General features: G+C 37.3%; 21 protein-coding genes. 17 read left to right on the forward strand and 4 right to left on the reverse strand.

What is annotated here, in order from left to right:
* The first annotated feature begins 20 nt into the window (after positions 1-20).
* From BFS30_RS19620 to BFS30_RS19655, 8 genes are all read left to right on the forward strand, one after another.
* Entirely contained in the window at positions 21-440 is a 420-nt protein-coding gene (locus tag BFS30_RS19620; protein ID WP_069380845.1) for a hypothetical protein, read from the forward strand.
* A 23-nt stretch (positions 441-463) separates the two neighbouring features.
* Positions 464-979: a tetratricopeptide repeat protein gene (locus tag BFS30_RS19625; RefSeq protein WP_069380846.1), complete on the forward strand. Its 516-nt coding sequence runs from the start codon at positions 464-466 to the stop codon at positions 977-979.
* Positions 980-1,073: 94 nt separating this feature from the next.
* Entirely contained in the window at positions 1,074-1,544 is a 471-nt protein-coding gene (locus tag BFS30_RS19630) for a hypothetical protein (protein ID WP_069380847.1), read from the forward strand.
* Between the two features lie 23 nt (positions 1,545-1,567).
* The gene (locus BFS30_RS19635; RefSeq protein WP_069380848.1) at positions 1,568-2,026 is read left to right on the forward strand and encodes an NUDIX hydrolase; all 459 of its coding nucleotides are present in this window, start codon (positions 1,568-1,570) and stop codon (positions 2,024-2,026) included.
* Positions 2,027-2,146: 120 nt separating this feature from the next.
* Entirely contained in the window at positions 2,147-2,746 is a 600-nt protein-coding gene (locus BFS30_RS19640) for a Crp/Fnr family transcriptional regulator (protein ID WP_069380849.1), read from the forward strand.
* A gap of 38 nt (positions 2,747-2,784) precedes the next feature.
* Complete coding sequence (locus BFS30_RS19645; protein ID WP_083252125.1) at positions 2,785-4,173, forward strand: TolC family protein; 1,389 nt, start codon at positions 2,785-2,787, stop codon at positions 4,171-4,173.
* A 9-nt stretch (positions 4,174-4,182) separates the two neighbouring features.
* Complete coding sequence (locus BFS30_RS19650; protein ID WP_069382548.1) at positions 4,183-5,133, forward strand: HlyD family secretion protein; 951 nt, start codon at positions 4,183-4,185, stop codon at positions 5,131-5,133.
* A gap of 23 nt (positions 5,134-5,156) precedes the next feature.
* Complete coding sequence (locus tag BFS30_RS19655) at positions 5,157-6,347, forward strand: ABC transporter permease (protein ID WP_069380850.1); 1,191 nt, start codon at positions 5,157-5,159, stop codon at positions 6,345-6,347.
* Positions 6,348-6,367: 20 nt separating this feature from the next.
* On the opposite strand, the gene BFS30_RS19660 is transcribed toward BFS30_RS19655, so the two are convergent.
* On the reverse strand, positions 6,368-6,595 hold the full coding sequence (locus tag BFS30_RS19660) for a hypothetical protein (RefSeq protein ID WP_069380851.1): 228 nt from the start codon (positions 6,593-6,595) through the stop codon (positions 6,368-6,370).
* 122 nt (positions 6,596-6,717) lie between these two features.
* On the opposite strand from BFS30_RS19660, the gene BFS30_RS19665 reads away from it, so the two are divergent.
* The 4 genes from BFS30_RS19665 to BFS30_RS19680 are packed head-to-tail and all read left to right on the forward strand — an operon-like array spanning position 6,718 to position 11,996.
* Positions 6,718-7,260: a very short patch repair endonuclease gene (locus BFS30_RS19665; RefSeq protein ID WP_237028611.1), complete on the forward strand. Its 543-nt coding sequence runs from the start codon at positions 6,718-6,720 to the stop codon at positions 7,258-7,260.
* A 36-nt stretch (positions 7,261-7,296) separates the two neighbouring features.
* Positions 7,297-8,526, forward strand: coding sequence for a DNA cytosine methyltransferase (locus BFS30_RS19670; protein WP_069380852.1), 1,230 nt, complete (start codon positions 7,297-7,299; stop codon positions 8,524-8,526).
* Positions 8,516-10,867 carry a sensor histidine kinase gene (locus BFS30_RS19675; protein WP_069380853.1) on the forward strand — a complete coding sequence of 784 codons (2,352 nt, stop codon included), beginning with the start codon at positions 8,516-8,518 and terminating at the stop codon, positions 10,865-10,867. Before BFS30_RS19670 ends, BFS30_RS19675 begins: the two co-directional genes overlap by 11 nt.
* Positions 10,860-11,996 (forward strand): hypothetical protein, encoded by a 1,137-nt coding sequence (locus BFS30_RS19680; RefSeq protein WP_069380854.1) that lies wholly within the window; start codon positions 10,860-10,862, stop codon positions 11,994-11,996. The genes BFS30_RS19675 and BFS30_RS19680 overlap by 8 nt, the downstream gene beginning before the upstream one ends.
* Before the next feature lie 577 nt (positions 11,997-12,573).
* On the opposite strand, the gene BFS30_RS19690 is transcribed toward BFS30_RS19680, so the two are convergent.
* On the reverse strand, positions 12,574-13,638 hold the full coding sequence (locus BFS30_RS19690; protein ID WP_069380856.1) for a DUF262 domain-containing protein: 1,065 nt from the start codon (positions 13,636-13,638) through the stop codon (positions 12,574-12,576).
* Positions 13,638-14,369, reverse strand: coding sequence for an FRG domain-containing protein (locus BFS30_RS19695; protein WP_069380857.1), 732 nt, complete (start codon positions 14,367-14,369; stop codon positions 13,638-13,640). The genes BFS30_RS19690 and BFS30_RS19695 overlap by 1 nt, the downstream gene beginning before the upstream one ends.
* Positions 14,370-15,180: 811 nt before the next feature.
* On the opposite strand from BFS30_RS19695, the gene BFS30_RS19700 reads away from it, so the two are divergent.
* Together BFS30_RS19700 and BFS30_RS19705 are read left to right on the forward strand one after the other, a co-directional pair.
* Entirely contained in the window at positions 15,181-16,413 is a 1,233-nt protein-coding gene (locus BFS30_RS19700) for a hypothetical protein (protein WP_157262970.1), read from the forward strand.
* Position 16,414: 1 nt separating this feature from the next.
* Positions 16,415-17,347, forward strand: coding sequence for a hypothetical protein (locus BFS30_RS19705; protein ID WP_157262972.1), 933 nt, complete (start codon positions 16,415-16,417; stop codon positions 17,345-17,347).
* Between the two features lie 79 nt (positions 17,348-17,426).
* Here BFS30_RS19705 and BFS30_RS19710 read toward each other — a convergent pair whose 3' ends face one another.
* Positions 17,427-17,687 (reverse strand): helix-turn-helix domain-containing protein, encoded by a 261-nt coding sequence (locus BFS30_RS19710; protein ID WP_069380860.1) that lies wholly within the window; start codon positions 17,685-17,687, stop codon positions 17,427-17,429.
* A gap of 251 nt (positions 17,688-17,938) precedes the next feature.
* Between BFS30_RS19710 and BFS30_RS19715 the strand changes: the two genes are divergently transcribed.
* From BFS30_RS19715 to BFS30_RS19725, 3 genes are read left to right on the forward strand one after another with little or no spacing between them, the layout of a single operon-like run.
* On the forward strand, positions 17,939-19,264 hold the full coding sequence (locus BFS30_RS19715; RefSeq protein WP_069380861.1) for a TlpA family protein disulfide reductase: 1,326 nt from the start codon (positions 17,939-17,941) through the stop codon (positions 19,262-19,264).
* Between the two features lie 23 nt (positions 19,265-19,287).
* A complete protein-coding gene (locus BFS30_RS19720) occupies positions 19,288-22,494 on the forward strand; it encodes a SusC/RagA family TonB-linked outer membrane protein (protein WP_069380862.1) in 3,207 nt (1,068 codons plus the stop codon).
* Between the two features lie 23 nt (positions 22,495-22,517).
* Entirely contained in the window at positions 22,518-23,894 is a 1,377-nt protein-coding gene (locus tag BFS30_RS19725) for a RagB/SusD family nutrient uptake outer membrane protein (RefSeq protein WP_069382550.1), read from the forward strand.
* Positions 23,895-23,911 lie beyond the last annotated feature (17 nt).

Genomic DNA, 23,911 nt, shown 5'->3' on the forward strand with positions numbered 1-23,911 from the left:
AACATAAAGAGAATAGACATATGGAAATAAAAGATCAGAAAATAGCTGCAAAATTAGAAGATTTAATAGAGGAGTCGGAAGGGTATTATGAAGAAGAAGATTATGAGGGCTTTGTTAAAGTCTCGTTAAAAGCCTGGGATATTTTACCAACGCCTAAAGAGGTTTATGATGAGAGTTATCATCTTGCAGAAGGTCTGGCAGAGGGTTATTTATTAACTGGAAATCATAAGGAATCTATCAAATGGGCGGAAATTATGGGGAATTGTGATATGGAAAGAGCCGATGACGGTGCACGTGAATTTATTTTAGGTAAGATGCTGTTCGAAAGCGGAGATCTGGAAAATGCAAAAGAGAAATTCGCATTGGCTATGATCAAATCTGAAGGAAGGGCTTTTGTCAGCGCACCAAAAAAATATAGTGACCTTTTAAAGAATAAATAAAACCGGTTTTAACAGATACAAAAATGGAAGAAGAACTGGATGATGAATTGTATGATCAGATTGAAAGCCTGTCGGAAGATGGGAATGTATTTGTAGATCAGGACGATTACATCGCAGCACTGAAGAAGTTTAAAGAAGCATTGGCACTGGTTCCCGAACCGAAGACCAAATGGGAAGCTGCATTCTGGCTCTATGCCAGTATTGGTGATATGTACCTGTTTCTGGAAGATTATAAGGCCTCAGCAGAGGCTTTTTATAATGCTTTAAATTGTCCTGACGGACAGGAGAGTGCTTTTGTTCATTTGCGCCTGGGCGAAGCCTTATTTGAAATTGACGAAAAGGAAGAAGCGCTGGATAATCTTTTAAGGGCGTATATGCTGGAAGGTAAGGAGCTCTTTAAAGACGAAGAAGAAAAGTATTATGACTTTCTTAAAAATAATGTAGAGGGCATAGGAGAGAACGAAAGCCATGTTGAACCGGAGAAGAAAGGAGACAAGCCGGAAAACAAATGGTTGCCTCCGGACTGGAATAAGAATTAAGATGAAATCATTCTGAAAATCAGGTTCATAAAAACATTTTTTTAGCTCCCTTGTTGAATAGTTAGTCAGGCTTTTGTTTCAAAAACATCAGGTTATGGAAAATTCAATCAAAGGATTACTGGAGCTCCTGCAGGAATTATATGTAGGAACCAATACTAATGAAAGCTGGGTAATCGATGCCAAACCAGGGCATGGGTTTACCGCTGCAATAGATACCATAAATGCCGAACAGGCTTCCATACCTATCGTAAAGGGCGGCAGTACCATCGCTGCCCATACCGAACACCTGAGGTGGAGCCTGCTCTTTGCCATGGAATTTTATAAAGGGAACAGGCCATCGTCAGATTGGAAAGAAAGCTGGAAAATACGTCAGGTTACAGAAGAGGAATGGACTAAACTCCGGGAAGATCTTTTGGAAGCCTACCTTATGGTTAGAGATGCGATTGAGAAAATTCAAGATTGGTCTCATGAATATCTATGGAAAGGCACATTAGCCTTACTGCCTCATGCAGCTTATCACCTCGGCGCAGTTAAGCAAATGATGCTGGTGATAAAAGAACACTAACTAGTCGCGTTACCCTTAAAACAATGGCAAATCAAAGTGCAGGCATTTTGTTGTACCGAAAGACCCTTAACGGACCTGAGTTTTTTCTTGTCCATCCTGGCGGGCCCTTTTTTCGGAATAAAGATCTGGGCTGGTGGACCATCCCAAAAGGAGAGATCCTGCCAGACGAATTACCTTTGGACGCGGCAATCAGAGAGTTTGATGAGGAAACAGGCTATCGGCCTGAAGGAAAGTTTATTGAACTTCATCCCATCGTACAAAAGGGAGGTAAAAAGGTTTGGTGCTGGGCTATAGCAGGTGATCTGGATTCAAAAAGAATAACCTGTAATACTTTTGATTTAGAATGGCCACCAAAATCAGGTAAAATTGTTGCTTTTAATGAGGTCGATAAGGCAGGTTGGTTTAGTCTGCAGGAATCAGAAAAATATATTAACCAGAGGCAATTTGCTTTTTTGCTGGAATTGAATCAACTGTTAACCTGATACTGGATTCGCATTGCATTTTACATTGTATGGAATTGATCTTAGAGAGATTTCTGGTATTTCTCTCTGTTTACCGCATAAAATTGATTATTTTGCAGTATTCACCTACTTGTTAAAAGCATGCTCTTACTAACAGAAATCGAAAAAGTGATCCCTATTTCCAAGGAGATGGACGTGGCCACCCGAAAGAAGTTTGTAAAACGAAAAGTTTTCAAAACAGAAAGTTTACATGAAACCGGAAAGATTGCCAGGGAGTTGTTCTTTATAGAAGAAGGGTTGATCCGCATTTTTTACCACAACGATTCAGGCAAAGACATTACCTACGGTTTTTATACCGAGGGTGATTTTGTGACCGTTCCTGAAAGTTTCTACACACAATCGGCTTCCAAGTACCATATGGAAACGCTGGAAGAAGGGCTAATCTATGCCATTTCTTATACCGAACTGAACCTGCTGCTCCATGATTTTCCGGAAATGCAGCGATTTGAAAATAAGACCCTGCAAAGCTTTTTGCTAAAAGCCAGTGAACGCATTGTGGCACTTCAGTTTCTTAGTGCCGAGGAAAGGTATGATACCCTGATGGAAACACAACCGAGCATCATCAGAAGAGCGCCTCTTGGAACAATTGCTTCTTACCTGGGAATTACGCAGGAAACCCTTAGCAGGATAAGAAATAAGAAGAAATCCCTTTTTGATTTAGATCAAAAGAGAATTGCTTAATTAACCAGACCTTTGCCCCTTCATAAAATCCTTGTGTAATGAAAGCTATTTTAAAACACATTTTTGTACTTTTTATCGGATTGTTTCCCCTGATATTGCATGCTCAGCAATCCGGTCCTCCGGGTTTAACCGAGCTGATTGATAGCGCAGTAAAGAAGGATCATATGCTGGCCAATAAACTGCTGGATATAGAGTCTTCTAAAATCGACCGGAAAAAACTATCGGAAGTATACCTCCCTAATGCCGAGGTATCCGGGAAATATGCCTTTCTTGCTAATGGCGTTAATTTAGGATTACCAGGAACGTCTTTATTCGATTTGATCAGCATTCCTGAAATCAATTCTGGTTTTACGTCCAATGCCAACCTTTTTAAAGCAGACCTTAGTCTGAGCAGCGTATTGTATGCCGGAGGAAAAGTATCCGCTCTTAAAAGTGCCTTAAATGCGAAAACCAAAGCACAAACTGCTTTACTGGAGAAAGACCGTCAGCAGATCATTACAGAAATTTCCAAAGCCTACGATCAGCTGGCTTTGCTCAGACAGGTAAAATCAGTGCTGGATAAAAGCAGGGAACGTTATGAAATCAATAAGAAAACTGCTGATAAGGCACTGAATTATGGATTGATTACCAAATACGAACATCAGAAGGTAGAAGTTGCACAAGCTACACTTGCCTCTAAAATACAGGAGTACGAAGGGAAAAGAAACCTGTTATTGCACCAGTTGGAAACCCTAACGGGCATTAGCCTGGAGCGTTTAGGACTGATTGAAAATGAATTGTCGCCCATTAAAACGGTGACTTCCCGGCATACCATAGAAAACAGACCGGAATTCACTGCTTTGTCTGCTGCCATAGAGGCACATGGTTTCCAGCTTAAAGCTGCACAAACCTGGTGGAGGCCTAAAGTACAGGCTGCGGCATCTTTAGGTTATCTAAACCTGTTTGATGTGGACATGAAAGGAAAGCATGATCTGCCGGTAATCGGCCGTTTCAGCAGTCATACGAACAAAATTGAGGTGGCACCTAACTTTACAGTCGGGGTGGGCTTTAAGTGGGATATTTTTGACGGGAATAAAGGGAAAAGAGAAGTTCAGCAGGCGAGGATAGAGGTGAAAAAAGCCGAAAATGAAAAAGCCGAAGCGGAAGAAAAACTGAAACTAAACCTGATCAAGACCCAAACGGATTATAACAATTCAAATTCGGAACTGGTGGTTAAACAGAAACAAATGAAGATGGCCGAAAATGCTTTGACACAAGCGGGGAAGGAGTTCAAAACCGGATTGATTAAAGCTGCAGATCTGATTGGTGCGGAAAGTGATTACCAGACTGCTTCATTGGATTATCTTCAGGCGGTCTTTAACCAGCGCCGCAATGCAATAGAATTATTAAAAGCTACAGGTAGCCTGAACCGTTCTACCATTCAATAAATGAAAAATATGATGAACACTTCATTCAAAAGCGTATTATTTGTACTTGTCCTGGCAGCATCAGCCTGCTCAAAGCCCGAAAAAAGTACTGAAGGTAAGATTAAGCGCGAAACCCTGGCCTTTGCGCCAAAGGTAACCGGGCGTGTTTTAAAGATTTATGTGAAAGAAGGTGATTTTGTGAAAGAAGGGGATACCCTGGCCATGCTGGATGTACCGGAGGTAAATGCCAAACTCTCTCAGGCAAAAGGAGCGGTAAAAGCTGCCGGTGCGCAACGGGATATGGCTAAAAACGGAGCTACAGAGAACCAGTTGAAACAACTGCGGGCCAAGAAAGCGGGGATCACTGAACAGTTTAAATTTGCAGAGAAATCTTTCAGCAGGGCAAAGGCCATGTTTGCGGATAGTATGATGACCCCACAGGCATTTGATGAGGCAACGGCCAAATATAATGGCGCAAAAGCACAACTGACCGCAGTAAATGCAGAGTATAATGAAGCCGAAAAAGGAGTCCGTATTGAAACCCGTACCGCAACACAGGGACAGGCAGAACAGGCATTAGGTGTATTGCAGGAGGTAGAAGTGGCTTTATCCGAAAGGTATATTATCGCCACCAATGATATGCAGGTAGAAACGATCAGCTTAAGGGTGGGCGAGCTGGCTACTGCGGGTTATCCTTTGTTTAATGGATATCTGCCGAACACCACTTATTTCAGGTTCACCATTCCTGAAAGTAAAATCGCGGCCTACAAAAAAGGCGAAGCGATTGAAGTAACGGTACTTTATAATAAGGAAAAGTTAAAAGGAAAAATACAAACTGTGAAACAGCTGACACGTTATGCGGATATCACGGCTGCTTATCCCAATTATGATGTGGAAGAAGCGGTGTATGAAGTAAAGATCATTCCTGATGATATCCAGGCTGCGGAGAAATTATTGGTAAATGCCACAACGATCCTTTAAAAAGGTAAAAAGACAATAAGCTAATGAAAAACTTCTTTGCATTGATAAAAAGGGAATTTGGGTTGTTCTTTGCCGACAGTACATTGCGCTCTGTATTTCTGTTGGCACCCATCATTTATGCTTTGCTTTTTGGCTTTGTTTATCAAAAAGGAAAAGTAGAACACTTGCCGATTCTGGTGGTAGATCTGGACAATACGCCTTTGAGTAACCAGCTGATTGACATGCTTGGTGAAAACGAAAAACTTCAGGTGGTACGTGTTAAAAACAGCAATAACGGAACCACCGAAACCATGCGGCAAATGAAAGCGGTGGTTACCGTAGTAATTCCGGAAAGATTTGAAGCTTCGGTTCTGCAAAAGCGCTATCCGGAGGTAAATACTTATATCAATACGACCAATCTGCTCACTGCAAACATGGCATCGCAGGGGGTGCAAACTACGCTGGGAACTTTCAGTGCCGGAATTAACATGCAGGGACTAAAGAAAAAAGGAATGGGAGCGGAGCAGGCCGCTACTCAATACGAGCCTTTTAAAGTCAATTATATTCGTTTATATAATGAAACCGGTAACTACTTTACCTACATGTGGCCTGGTGTATTGGCCGTGGTATTACAACAGGTTTTGCTGTTGGGACTTGCCGTTAGTTTTGCAAGAGAATATGAGAACAAAACACTGGAAACTGAATTTTTAGGACGTGCGGGATCTGCATTTTCTGCAATCTTAATCAAAGTGATCCCATTTTGGATCATGAGTATTTTTATATTGGGAATTTACTATGCTTTTCATCATATTTTCAGGGCCCCGATACCAAGTCCTTTAATGAATTATGCTTTTACAACAGGGCTTTTTATCATGGCCACTACTTTTCTGGGGGTATTTATCAGTGCCTTACTGCCAAGCGCGTTAAAGGCTACGCAAGTGCTGATGTTATTGGCTACTCCGGCCTTTATCATTGGTGGATATTCCTGGCCGCTGGAAGCCATGCCAGTGGGGGTACAGTGGTTATCGGCGATATTGCCACTCACACCATTCCTGAATGCGCATAAAATGATGCTTTTTCAGCATGGTTCTCTGGGAGATGTATTGCCCTCCATCCAACACCTCTGCGTATTGATCCTGGTATATGGTGTACTGGCCCTAATTACAGTCAGGCTAAAGATTTACCAGATGAAAAAAAATGTAGCAAAGGTGGAGGATAAGGCAACTGAATCATAACACTGGAAATGCCTGCTCTTTTAATTATAGCGGCTGTGTGATTTAAGCTGTTTTGTGATAGAAGCCACCAGATTCGGGTTGATGTCGGTCTCGTCAACCACCTGCCAGTCTCCCTTGTTTTCTACGATGAGAAAGGAATCCATTTCCGGGAAAAATACCCTGATGGCTTGTTGTCCGAAATAGTCTTCTGGTTTTCCTATTAATTCGATTGGCGATTGATCAATTGGGTCTTCAATTATAAATTTCATAACAAATAGGTTAATGAATACTCAGCTTATTAACTGAGAGCGCCTGATTAAATAACAGCAAAATGTACGCTTGGTTTGGATAAATTGTAAAAAGGGTGTTTGTTGGGGATAGGAGTGCGGGTATGGAGAATAAGGATCCGAGTTTATCTAAGTTTCTGGATGGCGTTAAAGTAGTACCATTTATTAACGTTATTATTGATTACTTTAGAAAAACAGTTGCCGAAGTAGTTTGTTTATTCTTCATTATGGCAGATGTACACTCTAAAGAAGTTCGCTCATATAATATGAGTAAGATTAAAGGAAAGGATACTAAACCCGAACTCTTGGTACGTAAATTTCTTCATAAACATGGACTTCGTTATCGTTTACATGTTAAAGATCTTCCTGGTAAACCGGACATTGTATTACCTAAATATAAAACAGTAATATTTGTTCATGGTTGTTTTTGGCATGGCCATGAGAATTGTAAATATTATGTTGTTCCCAAAACACGGACCGAATGGTGGGAAGATAAAATAAGCGGTAACATAATGAAAGATAAATTTGTTGAAGAAAAGCTTTTATCGGCTGGATGGAAAATTCTTAAATTATGGGAATGTGAGTTAAAGCCTGGTTTTAAAGACGAAAATTTGCGTCTGTTAAAAAATAAATTGCAGAATGCATGATAAAGTTTATAAATTCACAGATTTACAAGAACAGACGTGAATTATATAGACTTATTTGCAGGTGCAGGGGGATTGTCAGAAGGATTTAAAAAAGTTGGATTTAATCCGATTGCGCATGTAGAGGCAGATAAAGCCGCATGCTATACTCTTAAAACAAGATTAGCATATCATTATCTTAATGAGAACAACCAAATAGATATTTATAACCAATATTTAAAAGGAGATATTACAAGAGCGGAATTATATTCATTCATTCCCCAAATGCTGCTAAATTCTGTTATTAATGAATCTATAGGGGCAGAAACAAACGAATCAATATTTAAAAAAATAGACTGTATAAAAGAGAATCTTAAAATTGACCTTATAGTTGGAGGACCTCCTTGCCAGGCATATTCGACAATGGGCAGAGGTGCTTTGAAACACAAAAAGAAAGATGTACGAAAACAGTTATATATAGAATATGGGAAATTTTTACTACGGTATAAACCAAATATGTTTGTTTTCGAGAATGTACCTGGGTTAAAAACTTCTGATAATGGTAGACATTATAAAACCATTAAAGAATATTTTAAATTGATTGGATATCGAATAGACGAACTGTTATTGAATTCATGGGATTTTGGTGTGATTCAAGATAGAAAGCGTTTAATATTAATCGGTAGAAAAGATAGTTTAGATTTTTCGCCAATCGAATTTGGTAATTTACATCATAAATGGGACCGAGATGATATATTTGATGACCTTCCTTCATTGCAAGCAGGACAGGGGAGTAGGTGGTGTTCATATAAGACTTCTACAAATGAATATTTAAAAAACACATCCATTCGCGATGCGACAGATTTTACTACTCTCCATATAAGTAGACCTCATAATGAGAGAGATCTGAATATTTATAAATTGGCGATAGCTAAATTGCAGAATGGGGTACGATTAAAAAATTCAGATATACCTTTAGAAGAAAGAACTCAAAATAATATTGATGATTTCTTAGATCGTTTCAAAGTTGTAGGTAAAAAACCTCATACTATGATAGCTCATATAGCTAAAGATGGACACCATTTTATTCATCCAAACATGGAACAGCTTCGATCAATTTCCATAAGAGAAGCAGCTCGGATACAATCATTTCCTGATAATTTTTATTTTGAAGGAATAAAAGAATTTCAAAATAGATCAGCTGCTTTTAGGCAAATCGGAAATGCAGTTCCGCCTTTAATGGCCGAAATTATAGCAAATAAAATTAAAAAAGTACTAGATGGCGATTAACTTAAACATCCAAAGACACTCATTTCAACCTGGTGCAATGTCAATTATTCAAATGGGAGAGGAATTGATTGGTCATCCAAGTACGGCCATAAATGAGCTTGTAAAAAATGGATATGATGCTGATGCATTAAATTGTAAAGTATATTTTCATCATTCTAAAAATCCAACGGAATCATTTGCTTTTGTCTTTGATAATGGCAGTGGAATGGACGATAATACTCTTTTTGGCGATTGGTTAAAGCCATCAGTTAGTTCTAAAAGAAGAGCGAATGCTAAGAGTAAGACTTTTAAAAGACATTTGCTAGGAAGTAAAGGAATAGGACGTTTAGCTGCAATGGCATTGGGTGAAAGCGTTACAGTTATATCAAAGAAGGAAAAAAGAAACTTATATAACTGGATAACGATTAATCGAGAATCCTTTAGAAGGGATAAATTATTATCTGAGGTTTATTTTCCTGGTGACAGCATTGATGTGTTTGATAAGCTTTTTAAAGATGAGAAATATTATTCGGAAAGAAGCTGCTTCAAGAACGAGTCGTTGTTGCGTGTGCTAAATATGGTTTCGCTAAATGACTTCAACAATGGAACATTAATTGTAATCGAAAGACTTGATAGTTCTGTTTTGAAAATTATAGCAGAAGATTTTAATCAAACTGAAATTTTCAATGAACCTTCTATTAAAGGAACTAGTTTTTATAAATCATTATCTGCTTTAATTACTCCTTTGAGGATCAATTCAGATATTCAAGCGGAACTGCTTGATAAAGAAATTATTCATAAGGAGAATTTAATTTCAACAAAAGACAGTGCGTTCTCCGTGGAATTCGGCATCAATCTTATACCTAATCAAGGAGCAAATGAAGTTGATTGGCAAGAAATTGAGCCAATACCAGTACAATCCGTTTATGACTTTAGAGCATATGGAAAGGTTAATAGCAAAGGAGACTTAAAAGGATTTTTAGATTATAAACGCCTAATTAAATATAGTTATGAAGAAACCTTAGAGATTCCATTCTCCGAAATTATAAATGAAAGCATTAATGGAAAGGATTTGTCTTTAGAAATGTTTTCAGATCAAAAAAAGCAGGTAAATGAGACGGGTGAGTACTATTTTGATATACGTATTTATGATATAGGAGAAAAAGATAATCTAGAAAAACTCGCTTTAGAAGCTGGATTTGAATCAGGCATGAAATTTAGAACCGCTTTTAAAGATTTTCAAGGATTAAGAATATCAAAAAATGGATTTGGCGTTAAACCTTATGGTGAGGAAGTTGAGGATTGGATTGGTTTGTCTAAAGCAAGGGTTCAAAATCCGGGACAAAATGTTAATACAAATCAGATTCTTGGCTATGTATTTTTTTATTCTCCTGAAAATGATATTCTTGAAGAAAAAACAAATAGAGAAGGTTTTTTAGAGAATAGAGCATTTATGCAAGTGAAAAGCACTATGTCTGTTTTGTTTAAAAACATTGGTAGGAAAAGGTACAACTATAGGCTACTTCATGGAATTGGTAGAGTACCATCTAGTAGACATACTAGGCCTGATATTGAAGAATTTCGATCTGTCTTAAATTCCAATAATATTTCTCAAATAAGAAATTATTCCGAGAAGTTTTTGAAGGATGTAACTACTTCAATGGATAATCTTGAAGACTCGCTTTCTTTTGCTGAAAGACTGGCATCTCTTGGGGGGAGTGTAGAGTTAATTTATCATGAAATGGCACAACCTATCTCTGCGCTTAGAAATACAAAATCATCATTGAACTTTAAGAAAGAAAGAATAGATGCTGAAATAGCTGATAGCTTTTTGAATGATATTGATACACTACACCATTCTACAGATATTATTGCGGAACTCCGAAGCTCATTACAACCAGCTATCGGTCGAACTAGAAAAAAGAAATTTAAACCTAGGGATACTTTTTTTAAGGTTTTAAATCTCTTTAAGAATGACATATTTGATAATAAAATTGAAATAATTTTTGATAAGGAGTTGGATGATTATGAAATTGTAGATTTGGAGTATGCTTTTTGGATATCTTTTTTAAATATTGTTAATAATGCTGTATATTGGATTAAAAAAGCAGGTAGGGGCGGCGAGATAAGATTTTTGTTAGAAGGAGATAGCTTAGTTGTGAGTAACTCTGGACCTTTTATTAATGATGATATTCTTGATCTTATTTTTTCATATGGAGTTACAACAAGACAAGAGAAAAATGCAACTGGACTTGGTTTAGCTTTTACGCAAAGTGTGTTAAGTAGAAATAACTGGGCGGTAAGCGCGATAAATAGAGATAATGGTCCAGCTTTTATTATAAAAAAATTAGAAAATGAATAGAGGTGTTATAATTCATCTTGATAACGATTACGAGAACATACTTAACCCTTGTAAGAATTTGTTTGAGCAATATGGAATAGAGCTAGAATATGTCACATGTAAAGACGTAGATGAGTTTAGAGCGAAGATAGAAGAGCATAGGACTGATATTAAGGCGCTGATTTTTGATCTAATTGGCTTGGAGCCATCTAATGATGATATTGATCAGAAGAGTACTGAATTTTTGGATTCAATAAGAATGAGTTTTAATTATTTTAGTATACCGATCTTTATATATAGTGGATATTTACAGTCATTAAATCAGCAATTTTCGGATTCTGGAACTGTTTTCAAAATTGATAAAGAATTAGGTATCGCTGTAGTATTTGATAAGATCAAATTATTTTTGAATTCTGGTTTTATCAATGTCTTTTGTCCTGGTGGAATATTAGAAAAAGAACTTCATAAAGATCTTAATTTATCTTTCGTTAAGCAGTTTAATGATAATAGTCAGATTGAAAATATTATAAATGATATCATAACGGTGGCTGCCGATGGGGGAGTCTCTCGTGTTGAAAAAGTATTTAAAAGAATAGCGGTAAGGTCGCTTTTATCCGGCCTTTTAGCTCCAGACGTAAATGCTGAAGGTATTGTTGAACAGGAGTTTCTCCATCCCTGTGAGCACTATTTGCAAAGAATCAGCCCATATGAATTTTGGACTGGAGACATATTTAAAGAAAATAATAGTAACAAACATCTACTTATTATTACTCCAAGATGCAATGTTGCTTCAAAAAAATCTGAGGAGCTACTTGTTTGTGAAATTGATGTTGAAAATTTCCCTACTAGAAAAGAAAAAGTTTCACATGCTTTAACTGATAAACCTGAAATATCTGGATATGATCGTTATCTACCCCCTTCAGCATCTTTTATTGGAGGAAAGGTTTTATTATCTAAATATTCCATACTAAAAAAGGATGATTTGTCGAGTTTATTTAAAAGGCAAATTACATTAAGTGACGAACTTACGAATGAGATATTGGGTAAATTCGGTGCATATTTTTTTCGCTCGGGGATTACCCCTTATAACTTTGATGAAACTCTTGAACATATATCTAAAGGTAAGGATATTGCCGTGGTTGCTAAATGAAAAAACATGTGACTTGAGGATGGCTTATTTGGGAATGTTTTGGGGTTGTAAACTGAATTATGTCATTTTAAATTAATGCTCCTTAGAGGACTCTTAAGCTCCTGCATGACTCTATCACCAAATTTAAGATCAAGTTGTGATAATACCAATCCCCAGTTATGGACTGGCGTTGTCCATTTTTTAATGACTAAGTCTGTGATTTCAAGGCTGCCTGCTCTGATGAAAACGTTCAGCTTAGTTTTGTAATCTTCAGGATCTGTCGGTATACTCCTCAATGGGGTAATAGTGTAAAAGTCTTTCTGATATAGTACCTTAATTCCCTGGCTCTCTTTTTTGCAGCTTAAAAAAAAGAAGACCAGGGATTCGTTATTTAGAGAAAGAAAAGTAATTACTGCTTTTAAATAGGCGAATTTAGGTAATTCGTTCTTCCATCCATACTATGATTATTTGAGACTTTCTCACACCTCCAAATAGAATCAATTCCTTAGTTACGAAACATTCGTTGCAGCCATAATACCATGCTCGCTCTGAAAAAAATACAATTGAAATTCGTAAACAATTAGCAAGTAATTAAGCTTTAAATTATAGGTATCTTCAGGTACTCCTTTAATATTCGTAAGCGTTCTCTAATTGAACCTGCATCATTCGTGCCCTGAAGAGATAATCTGTCAAACTCTATTAGATCATAATTAGCTTTAGAGATATCTGTCTCAGCTATGCTTTTATTTTTTTGGATTTCGTCTCTAAACTCCACTAAATCTTTCCTGTTGATGGTAATAGAGTTACTAATAGCGTCTTTAAATGCCAGATAATATATAGGAATGATGCCTTGAGATCTTAATAAATTATCATTGTCATGAAAAATTGTGTTCATTTTATCAAGAACAGACACAACCGCACTTTCAATTGGCTTAGACTTCATAACCTTATTTTGTTTAAAGGCTCTTACAAATTCATCCAAATAAACTTTTTTGGTATCATAAATCTTTTTTTCGTTTGTTAATGTCCAGGTTAAATACAAAAGTCTACAAGCAACTTCTTTATGTTGATACCGAGTGTTTGAGAATTTAACTTTTTTAATTAGAAAGTCATTCTTACATATATTATTGATACTTTGTACCATAGGCCCTCTTATTGCATTTCGCTTCTCAGCCGCATTCAACGGAACCGCCTCATTTAATCTTAAGAACATATCATCAATTAAATCCAGATCATCCGTTTCTACACATACAATAGGTAAATCAAATGAATCAAATAAACCTTTTAACTCTGGCTCGTCTTTAGCTAAGTCTGCATAGGTGAAATTGGCTACCTTGACGTTAGAGTCTTTGAAGAATTTGAAGTCTTCTGCGAGTTTGAACTTGCCATCTAGAAACATCCATATGGTTTCCAAACGTTGCCTGCCATCTATCACCGCATATTCCTGACCGTGATAATTAGGACTTCTTTTATCAAGAACGTGAAAGTATATTTTGGGAATATCATAATCATTTAGAATTGAGTCAATTAGGAGTTGTCGTTTTTCTAATGTCCATATATCTCCATTTCTTTGGTAGTCCGGTGCGAGCTGAATTAACTTTCTTTCAAAATTAATCCTTAATATATTTCTATTATTCTTATCGTACGTTTTTATATATGCCATTATATGTTTCTTTTTAATATTGACCCTAAACTCGGTAATTCTGGGAATAATCTAAATTCATCTATGCCGAACAAATCCAACTCTTTGAGAATACTATCTTTAGATGAGGCGGGAATTTTATACCTCCAAACGTGCTTTCCACCATCGATCATTTCAATTGGAGTCTTGTCTCTATGAAAAATCGTAAATGTTCCAGCTTGTGCCTGGATTCTCGCACTATTTCGAGGACAAATAATAGCTACAGGGAACATCTCTGAAGTTGTTTCACTTTTATAGGCTTCAGGTGAATACCTTTGTTCAATTGCAGTATCGTTAATAGAAACAATATAGTTTTGTTTAATTGATGCTTTTTTATTTAACTCAATAGGCAAAAGCATGTTTAACGCACCATCTTTCTTCTTATCGCTGGAACATGCAAAATAGAGTGCAACTAAAGGGCTTTCAGACCAATCTAATAATCTTGTGGGAACCCCATTATGTTGCATGATAAATAACCAATCTATTTCACGGATATGGTTATTGTTTAAAAGCATCGTGGCATTTTGCTTAAATTTTTCAATTAGATTTGTTTCGACTGGGGCTTTGCTATATCTAAATAATCCTGGAATAAGCTTATAACCTATATTAGCATGACCCCTAAACCATATTGGTGTTTTTATATCCTTCGAGTCCTCTTTTAAGAGCTCTAAAAGCTCAGTTAAATTATTAATAGTTTTATCTGCTTTGTGCATGAGAGTCCGTTTAATTTATCTTAGTTAACCTTAGTTAAAACCTAATCGTTACCAATTTATGTAACAAATTTTGATCTGTCAACTAAATTGGATTATATGATGTCAATCGAAGGGATAATTTTAATTTATAATATTGCAAAAGTAATTTTGAAATTGAACGAAGTGCCCAAGAGCTAAAAGTTGGAGTTCATAAATTATCTTGCTCGCAATATCATTCTGACGAGAGTTTAATCAAAGTTGTGAAGGTCTAATTAGAAGTAGTACGGGCTCTTTTAATAACTTGAAGTTGTATAAGTTAGTTAGTGCAGAAAGACTCTCTTAGGACATAGATTAAAGGATAAGAAATCTGGTGGCTTATCAAGTAATAATCTGGTTTGAATTTCGATAGATGTATCATAATATTTTATTTATATGTAATTAGATCGTGTTATGAGGATGTATTTCCTGGTTTTTTTCATTAAACAATAATTGATGACTCATTTGAATAATAAATATCATTTGTGGTGTTTGTTTCATTTTTTTATTGTACTATTATTAATATTAATTAAGAAATCATCCTATGATTACATCTCGCGTTCTCAAAATTCCATTAAGGGTTCTCCTAACCATCATGGCATTTTTAATTTTTTTATATTCCTGTAAGAAAGATAGTACCTCAAGGAATTTAAAACTACAAGATCAACAAAGAATTCAAAGATGGTACAATTCAAATATTAATCCTGATAAAAAGAATCCTTTTAGTACCTTAAGTCCAATCTGGGATCAGGTTCGGGTAACTGAAGTAAACGGGCAGATTGTTTATGAGATTAGCATGAATAACCCACAGAAAATATTCATCGGTTATGAAAGCACTGATAAGAATAAAGCTGAGGAATATTTATCAAGAAGTGAAACCCGGTTTTTAATTTTTGAAAACATAAAAAGCGGATCAATTGTAAATGGTTGTTATATGTCAATACTAAATACGGGGATCCAGAACAATATAAAATCCGTTCGCTATAAAGAACCTGGAAACTTAACAGGAAACATTATATATTTTAATCCTGATGGAACAATGGCTAACGGATGGGCCTTCCGTGATGGCGCAACTCTGCAGAGATTTTCTGTAAGCAATGAAAGAGAATATAAAGCAACAATGCGGATCAGATCAGAAGAAGATCGTATCAATAAGTCAAACGGCGGAAAAATTGCCAGATACGAAGCTGCTTATTGTACACCAGAATACCGAATTATTTATGGTATGGCATGTGCGGGCGCTGATGGATACATGAACTGCCAGCAATATGTGATAGGTAGGGAATATATTAATAATTGTACCTATGGAGGCGGAGGCGGTGCTGATGGAGAATATACACCACCAAACCCAACCGGTGGTGGAACTGGTTCTACTCCGCCAACAAAAGATATTATTGATAGTCTTCAGGGATACCCATGCGCTCAGGCATTACTGACTCAGTTACCTCTATTGAACAATGATATTGCTGCCAAGATAAATGCTACCTTTAATGGGAGCTGCGATTTTAATATGAAATTTGTTCCACATGCTTTTCCTGCAGGCTCAAAAACAGATGGTGATCAAACAGTAACGTCTATTGAAATGAAGAACGGATTTAATGTTAAAGATGGTTTTACAATATCTACAACAATTCGCATTAATGAGGATGTACTGAAATATGCAACTAAAGAGTATATCTTAGCGACAATGTACCATGAAGCACTACATTCCTTCATAGCCGTTGAAAAGTTTAGATTAGGCGATCAATATTCCACGACATATCCGGATGTTAATCCTGCATATATAAATGGTGCAGCTGGAATTGATGTGACTAAGGCTATTTTTGTGGACAAACATTCGGTAATGGCTATCAATTATCTGAACGGTCTAACCTCGGCTTTACTAAGTTATAATAGTAACCTCAATAAAGCCACTGCAGAAGCAATGGCTGCTGCAGGGATTCTGCATTTGGATCCAGCTGCGTCAACATTAAATACCAATGAACGAGATACGAGAAATAAAACTTCCACAGGTACCAAATGTCCTTAAAATGAAAAAAACAAGCCTCTTAATCCTATTCTTCGTGGGTTTCATTGCAACAGCCGTTGCTGGTAATGTGAATGAATTAAAGTCTTCAAAATTAATCAATAAAATAAGCCAACGAGCTGACAAGTATTTTATATTTGAAACAAATAGTTCTGATTACAAAGTTGTAAGCACAAAACTAAATACTTCTAAATTGTATAAAAAAGACAGTGAAATTGAGCTTTACAATCTTAAATATGAAAATAAATTAGTTTTATTCTCAATACTTCCTGCTAAATCAAAACAAAATTGGACTGAAGTCGATATAGAACGTATCAGCCAGAATGTTGTTAATTTCCCTTCGCTAAAACAAATGGTTGAAGAGGGGTTCAAGGAATTTGATAAGTCCGGCGGTTATAATTCATTATATATTAAAAGACAGGATATCAGGTTAGTTATCAAAAAAAACAATAGGTTTTTTGTAGCGGAAAACTGCGTAACAGAATATTTTAGCATTATAGAACAACTTTTGGTTTTCCCAAACCTAATGAAGAATGGCTACATTAATATCAAATCTCCGGTTTTGTCGACAAAAGAGTTTGAAAGTAAGTATAAAGCTGCATATAAAGAAAACTCTCCAAATACATTATATTTATCAGGTACTGGAAATACAGGCCTTCGTCGCCCACTAGAAAAACCTTTGTTATTTCATTCAGAAAATCTCAACCTATTTGGTTATGATGCATATAAATTTTGGCAATTTACAGATTGGCCTACTATAGATGGACCAAACTACTCAAGGGGGATAGATCGGTTTATTTATGTTCCTGAGCTTGGAATTATTGGAGGTTCTTTTGATGCCTGGTTTGTATCCACTTCCGATGATGATTTATATAGCCATTACATAAATGAAGAACTTTTAATACCCAATTCTATTAACGATATACAAAGGTATTAATAGGGCGGTATATCGACTTTATATAACCACAATAAGTATTCAGATCCGAAGTCTGTAGTTGTAACTACTCTTCGGATTTTTAATTTTCGATACTATCACCTTCAACAACCCCTTCTATTGGCATAAAATCCTTTGGACTACAATTAAAATCAAGAGCGATTTTATTCAATTGGTCAAGCGTATACATTGCAGGCCATTTTTCACTTTCTATTTGCCCAATATAGCCGTCTGAAACATCGAGTATCATGCCGATGTAGGTTTGGGGTTTCGAAAGGCTTTTCCGAATAATCTTTACGTTTTCAACGATTTTCAATTCAAATTTTGATTTTTTTCCTGCCATGGTTGCAATAAAGAATAAAAAAACAATATCATTTCTTAGTTATAACTAAGTTTTTTGTATAGATTAGTAATTAATGAGAAATTAATGGTTGTATAGGGTTAATTTTATGATTTTATGTAAAATATGATGTAGTGTATTTAATCTTTTTGAGTATTTAAGCAAATGTCGTTAAATGAATTCATTATAATGATTAGTCTTTCTCATTGCCATTTTAACTCTTTTTAAAGCTATTTATTAATTCCGTTACTAACATGCAAAAAACGATTCTAACTATCGCAATGGCTACGCTTTGCCTTTTTTTTAAAGCACTATCCCAGGACAAGGCTGTAGATATTACAGCAAAAGGGATTCAAATAGGGCAATACATCCCTAACGTCAAATTTGAAGAGATTCACAATTACAAAACAAAAACGGCCAGTATCGCTGATTTCCAGGGGAAGCTGCTCATCCTAGATTTTTGGGCTACCTGGTGTGGTTCATGTGTCAATGCAATTCCTGAGATGGAAAAGCTTCAAAAGCAATTTGATGGAAAAGTACAGTTTCTGTCGGTTAGCTATGAGCCTAAAGAAACAGTGATTCCGTTTCTGAAGAGGTTGCATAAGGGTAAGCCATCCATGATTCCTCAGGTGACAGGAGATAAGTCGTTGAGCAAATTCTTCCCTCATATCTATCTTCCGCATTTTGTCTGGATAGGCAAGGATGGAAAGGTACGGGCAGTTACCGATATGATAGATGTAACTGCTGCCAATATTGAAAAGATGCTCAGCTCAGAAGGAGAGGTATTGCTTCGCGAAAAGAAGGACATGAGGATGAAGTATGATAAAAATAAGCCCCTTTTGGTAAACGGGAACGGAGGTGATGGCAGCCAGCTTATTTATCACTCCACATTGAGTGGTTATATCGAAGGAATGAAATCTTCCAGAAATCTGGCGCCACCAGATAGTGCTTTCGGTAACAGGCTTACTTTATCCAACTGTCCTGCCATCTGGTTTTTCAAGTTAGCGTTTAGTGATGGGTATCCTACCTTCTTTCCGGATAATAGGGTATTACTGGAAGTGAAGGAGCCTGAGAAGATTTATCCATCGGAGGAGATCCGCTATTCAGATTGGCTTAAAACCCCTGGTAACGGCTATTGCTATCAGTTACAGGTGCCTAAATCTCTAAAGGATAATTTCTATCCCATTCTACAAGAAGATTTAAGACGCATCTTTCCACAATATCGGGGATCTGTAGAAAAAAGGAAAGTAAAATGTATGGTTTTGGTACTGTTACCTGGCGCAGACCTTTTGAAAACTAAACACAGAACCGAGCAACCAGAAGAACGTTTCAGCTCCAAAGGGTTTCACATAAAAAACAGCTTTATGGGGGCCTTTATAGACCGGATCCAAATCGAGTACCAGAGATTCTCCAAGATTCCTTTCTTAGACCATACCGGGTATCTGGATAGGCTGGATATGGATGTTGAGGCTGATCTGAGGAATGTGGAATCGATGAACCAGGGCCTAAAGAAATATAACCTGCAATGGGTGGAGAAAGAAGTGGAACTACCAATGCTTGTCATCAGAGATAAACAATAATTCGGATACCAAAATAAGAACGAATGAAAAAGTATGGATACCTTTTGCTGGTATTTCAATGCCTGGTTTTTGCAGGTTATGCCCAGCAAATTGTAAAAGGAAAAGTAGTTGCCGGAGAGGAGGAAACTCCGCTAAAAAGAGCAACCATTATAAATTTGAAAGACCAGAAAATGGTGCTGAGTAATGAAAATGGCGATTTTAGCATCAGTCTGGAGAATGGAAGCACCCAGTTGGAAGTGAGGTACATTGGTTATTTCACTAAAAGAGTAAATGTTAAAATTCCCGGTCAGAACGATTTACTCATTTTACTGAAGCCAGAATCGCAGAATCTGAAAGATGTGACCATAGTAAGTACAGGATACCAGCGGCTGCCAAAAGAGCGCGCTACTGGTTCTTATGTTCAGCTTGCTAACGAAGCTTTAAATAAAAGGGTAAGTCCTGATATCATGAGCCGCCTGGCGGATATCACATCCGGATTAATCGTGAACAAGAACATCAGCCTGGAAAAAAAGAGCATTAGCATCCGGGGCAGGAGTACCCTTTTTGCCAATGATCAGCCATTGGTTGTACTGAACAATTTCCCATATGAGGGTGATTTGGATCAGATCAATCCAAATGATGTAGAAACAATTACCGTTTTGAAAGATGCTGCTGCGGCCTCTATATGGGGCACAAGGGCAGGAAACGGGGTGATTGTCATTACAACTAAAACAGGAAAATATAATCAGAAGCCGCAGTTCTCCTTTAATTCAAACCTCAGTATAACTGAAAAACCGGATCTTTTTTATGTTCCGAAATTATCCAGTGCAGATTTTATAGATCGGGAAAAGGTGTTGTTCTCTCAGGATTTTTATAAGAGTGATGAGAGTTCATTGACTCATGTTCCTTTTAGCCCGGTAGTGGAATTATTAATTGCCAAACGGGATGGAAAGGTAGACAAAGACAAAGCCGATGCGGCAATCGAATCTTATAAGAAATACGATTTTAGAAATGATGTAGAGAAATACCTGTATCGGAAGAGTATCAACGAGCAATATGCTTTGAGTATGAATGGCGGTACAGAGAACAACAGGTATTTTCTTTCGGTAGGTTATGATAAAAGCCTGGCCAGCCTGGTTGGCAATTCCAACGATAGGATTAGCATTAATGGAAACAGTACCTATAGTTTTCTGAATAAAAAACTGGAGCTGAGCACAGGATTATATTTTATCAAAAGTGGTACCACTCAGAAAAATACAGGTGAAAGCACGATTAAAATCGGAACGGGAATTATATATCCTTATGCTCAACTGATAGATCAACAGGGGAATGAAATTCCCTTTCCTTATGATTATCGAAGCAGTTTTATTGATCAGGCCCGTGATAAAGGTCTGTTGGATTGGTATTACCGTCCATTATGGGAGATTAAAATGGCTGATCGTAATATCAGTAGTGTAAACTATCAGTTTAATACCGCTCTTAAGTACAAATTTTTTAAGGAGCTAAACGGAGAGGTTCAGTATCAATATCGAAATATCAGAGGAGAGGATAGAAATCATTACGGACCGGATACTTATTTTGCCCGAAACCTGATTAATAGGTTTACTCAGGATTCTCCTGATGGTACACTGAACAGAGTTATTCCATTGGGAGGGATTCTGGATCTTTCTAATAGTAACATAAACAGCAATTTATTGAGGGCACAGCTGAATTTTAACAAAGATTGGAATTCGCGGCATCAACTCAACGCACTGGCAGGTTATGAGATCCGGGAGTTGCGCTCCGTTAGTGCAGATTCCAGATTGTATGGCTATGATGAAGCGCACGAAACGAGCAAGTATGTGGATTATGTTAATACGTTTAGCAACTACTATCATCCGGAAGGACCGAAGACCAGGGTTCCGGTTAATGACCTCAGAAAGAGGCTAACCGATCGAAACATTTCTTATTTTCTTAACGGAAGTTATAGCTATTTGTCGAGATACATGCTGTCCTTTAGTGCCCGGATAGACAAGAGTAATTTGTTTGGGGTCAACACCAATCAAAAAGGGGTGCCTTTGTATTCAATAGGGACCAGTTGGAACATCAGCAGGGAGAAGTTTTATCATCTGAACTGGATGCCTGAGATGAAACTCCGCGCAACTTTTGGGTATAGTGGAAATATAGACAAAACGCTTTCTGCACTTACCACTGCAAGGTACAACAATGGGGCGGGCACTGATAACGGCCTTCCTTATGCTACAATTATAAATCCTCCAAATCCTGAGCTAAGGTGGGAACGGGTAAGAATGCTGAATTTCGGTTTAGACTTTAGTAGTAAAAATAATGTGTTTAGCGGAAGTATTGATTACTACAGAAAACAGGGATTGGATCTTATTGGCAGCGCAATGATGCCGGGTTCTACTGGAATCAACAGTTTCAAAGGGAATACAGCCAATACTGCCGGACAAGGTATAGATGTGGTGTTGAATAGCAGGGTGTTGAATGAATCCCTGAAATGGAATATCAGTTTGTTGGGGAGTTATGTTACAGATAGGGTAACGAAATATGGAATAAAAGCTACTGCAAATGCTTATCTGGATGCTGGATTCTCTAACTCTATACCTTTAGAAGGAAAGCCTTTATCTGCCCTTTATAGTTATGCCTGGGGCGGTTTAGATCCTGTAACAGGAGATCCTCAGGGCTATTTGGATGGGGTATTAAGTAAAGATTATAACAAGATCATTCAGACCTCAACTCCCGAAAGCCTGATCTATCACGGATCGGCGAAGCCCGTTGTGTTTGGTGCTTTACAGCAAACATTGAGCTATAAAGGCTTTAGCCTGAATTTCAATGTTGCTTATCGTCTGGGATATTACTTTCGAAGAAATTCAGTTTGGTTTGACGGGTATTTAAGGGGAGAAGCGGGGGTACATGGAGATTTTTATAAGAGGTGGCAACAGCCTGGTGATGAAAGTCATACCTCAGTTCCATCTCTTCCCGGTATAGTAAACCCAAACAGAGACCGGCTTTATGTGCGTTCGGCTGCATTGGTGGAGCGGGGAGATCATATTCGCTTGCAGGATGTACACCTGTCATATAATTTTCCGGAGATAAAGAGTAAAGGACTTCCGTTTACCCAGATGCAAATCTATGCCTATGCAAATAACCTGGGGTTAATATGGAAAGCAAACAAATCCGGACTTGATCCTGATTATCAAAGCGGGCCTTCGCCATTGATGCTTTCTGCTGGTTTTAAACTTGGATTTTAATGAACTGCCTGAAAAATAGAAAGATGAAAAAGTACGAAATTATATATCTCCTGATTTGTGGGATCGCTCTGTTCTCTTGTGAGAAGAGTTTTTTAGATAAAAAGCCGGATCAGGCCTTGCTTGTTCCTTCTACCTTAGCCGATTTTCAGATGATTCTGGATGCACCGGTTTTTGGAGATTCACCAGGGATTAATGAAATCAGTTGCGGAGATTTCTCGATAAGTGATGCTGCCTTTTTGAGACTGACTGTACTGGAGCAAAATGCTTATTTATGGAAGAAAAATGCTTTTGCAGGAATGCCAATAGTGGTAGAATGGTATAAAGCGTATCAGCAAGTGTTTAGCGCAAATGTGGTGTTGGAAGGACTGAAGCAAATGAATGATCCTTCTAAAGAAAGCCCTGATTTTAATAGGCTCAAGGCAACTGCCTGGTTTTATAGGGCATTGGCATTCTATGAACTTGCAGGAAGTTTTGCTAAACCTTATGATCCTGAAACCGCAAGGAATGATCCTGGAATCCCAATCCGCTTAATTTCTGATGTGAAAGTGAAATCAAAAAGGGGAACAGTACAGGGAACTTATGACCAGATTTTAAATGATCTAAAACAGGCTGCCTATTTACTACCTGAAACAACCTTGAACAAAAATCGGCCTACAAAGTGTGCTGCATTTGCATTATTATCCAGAGTATATTTATCTATGGGGAATTATAATCAGGCATTGGTGTATGCAAATGAGGCTTTGAAGATGAATAATAAATTGTTGGACTACAATGAACTTAATAAAAACGCTGTAGGAAATGTCTTCCCATCACCGCTTCCAAATGGAAATCATGAGGTGATCTTTTATAGAAAACTTCCGCTCTATAGTTTTCCGGCGGTTTCCCCGGCTGCGGCTTTAGATTTGGATCTATACCAATCCTACGCTGATAAAGATCTAAGAAAGTTGATCTTTTTTAGAGACCGTGGGAATGATGTATATACTTTTAGGGGGAATTACAGTGGAACTATGACATCAAGTTTGTTTGGAGGATTAGCAACGAATGAACTTTACTTAAACAAAGCAGAATGTTTGGCCAGAAAAAATGATGTAGATGGAGCACTGGAGTCGCTTAATACCCTATTGAAAAATCGATGGGAAAGAGAAAGTTTCCTTCCATTGAAAGCAGAGGACTCAGAGGAATGTCTTAAATTAATTTTAATTGAGCGAAAAAAAGAATTGGTAGCGAGGGGATTGCGTTGGTCAGACCTGAGAAGATTGAATAAAGACTCCCGATTTGCAGTCACATTAAGACGAGAGATTAATGGGGTAACTTATCAACTTTTGCCAGATGATAACAGGTATGTGTTTCCGCTTCCTGATAATGAAATCACTGGTCCGGAGATGCCTCAAAATCCTTAATCATTTTGAGAAAATAA

The sequence above is a fragment of the Pedobacter steynii genome (genome assembly GCF_001721645.1).
Classification (GTDB): Bacteria; Bacteroidota; Bacteroidia; order Sphingobacteriales; family Sphingobacteriaceae; genus Pedobacter; species Pedobacter steynii_A.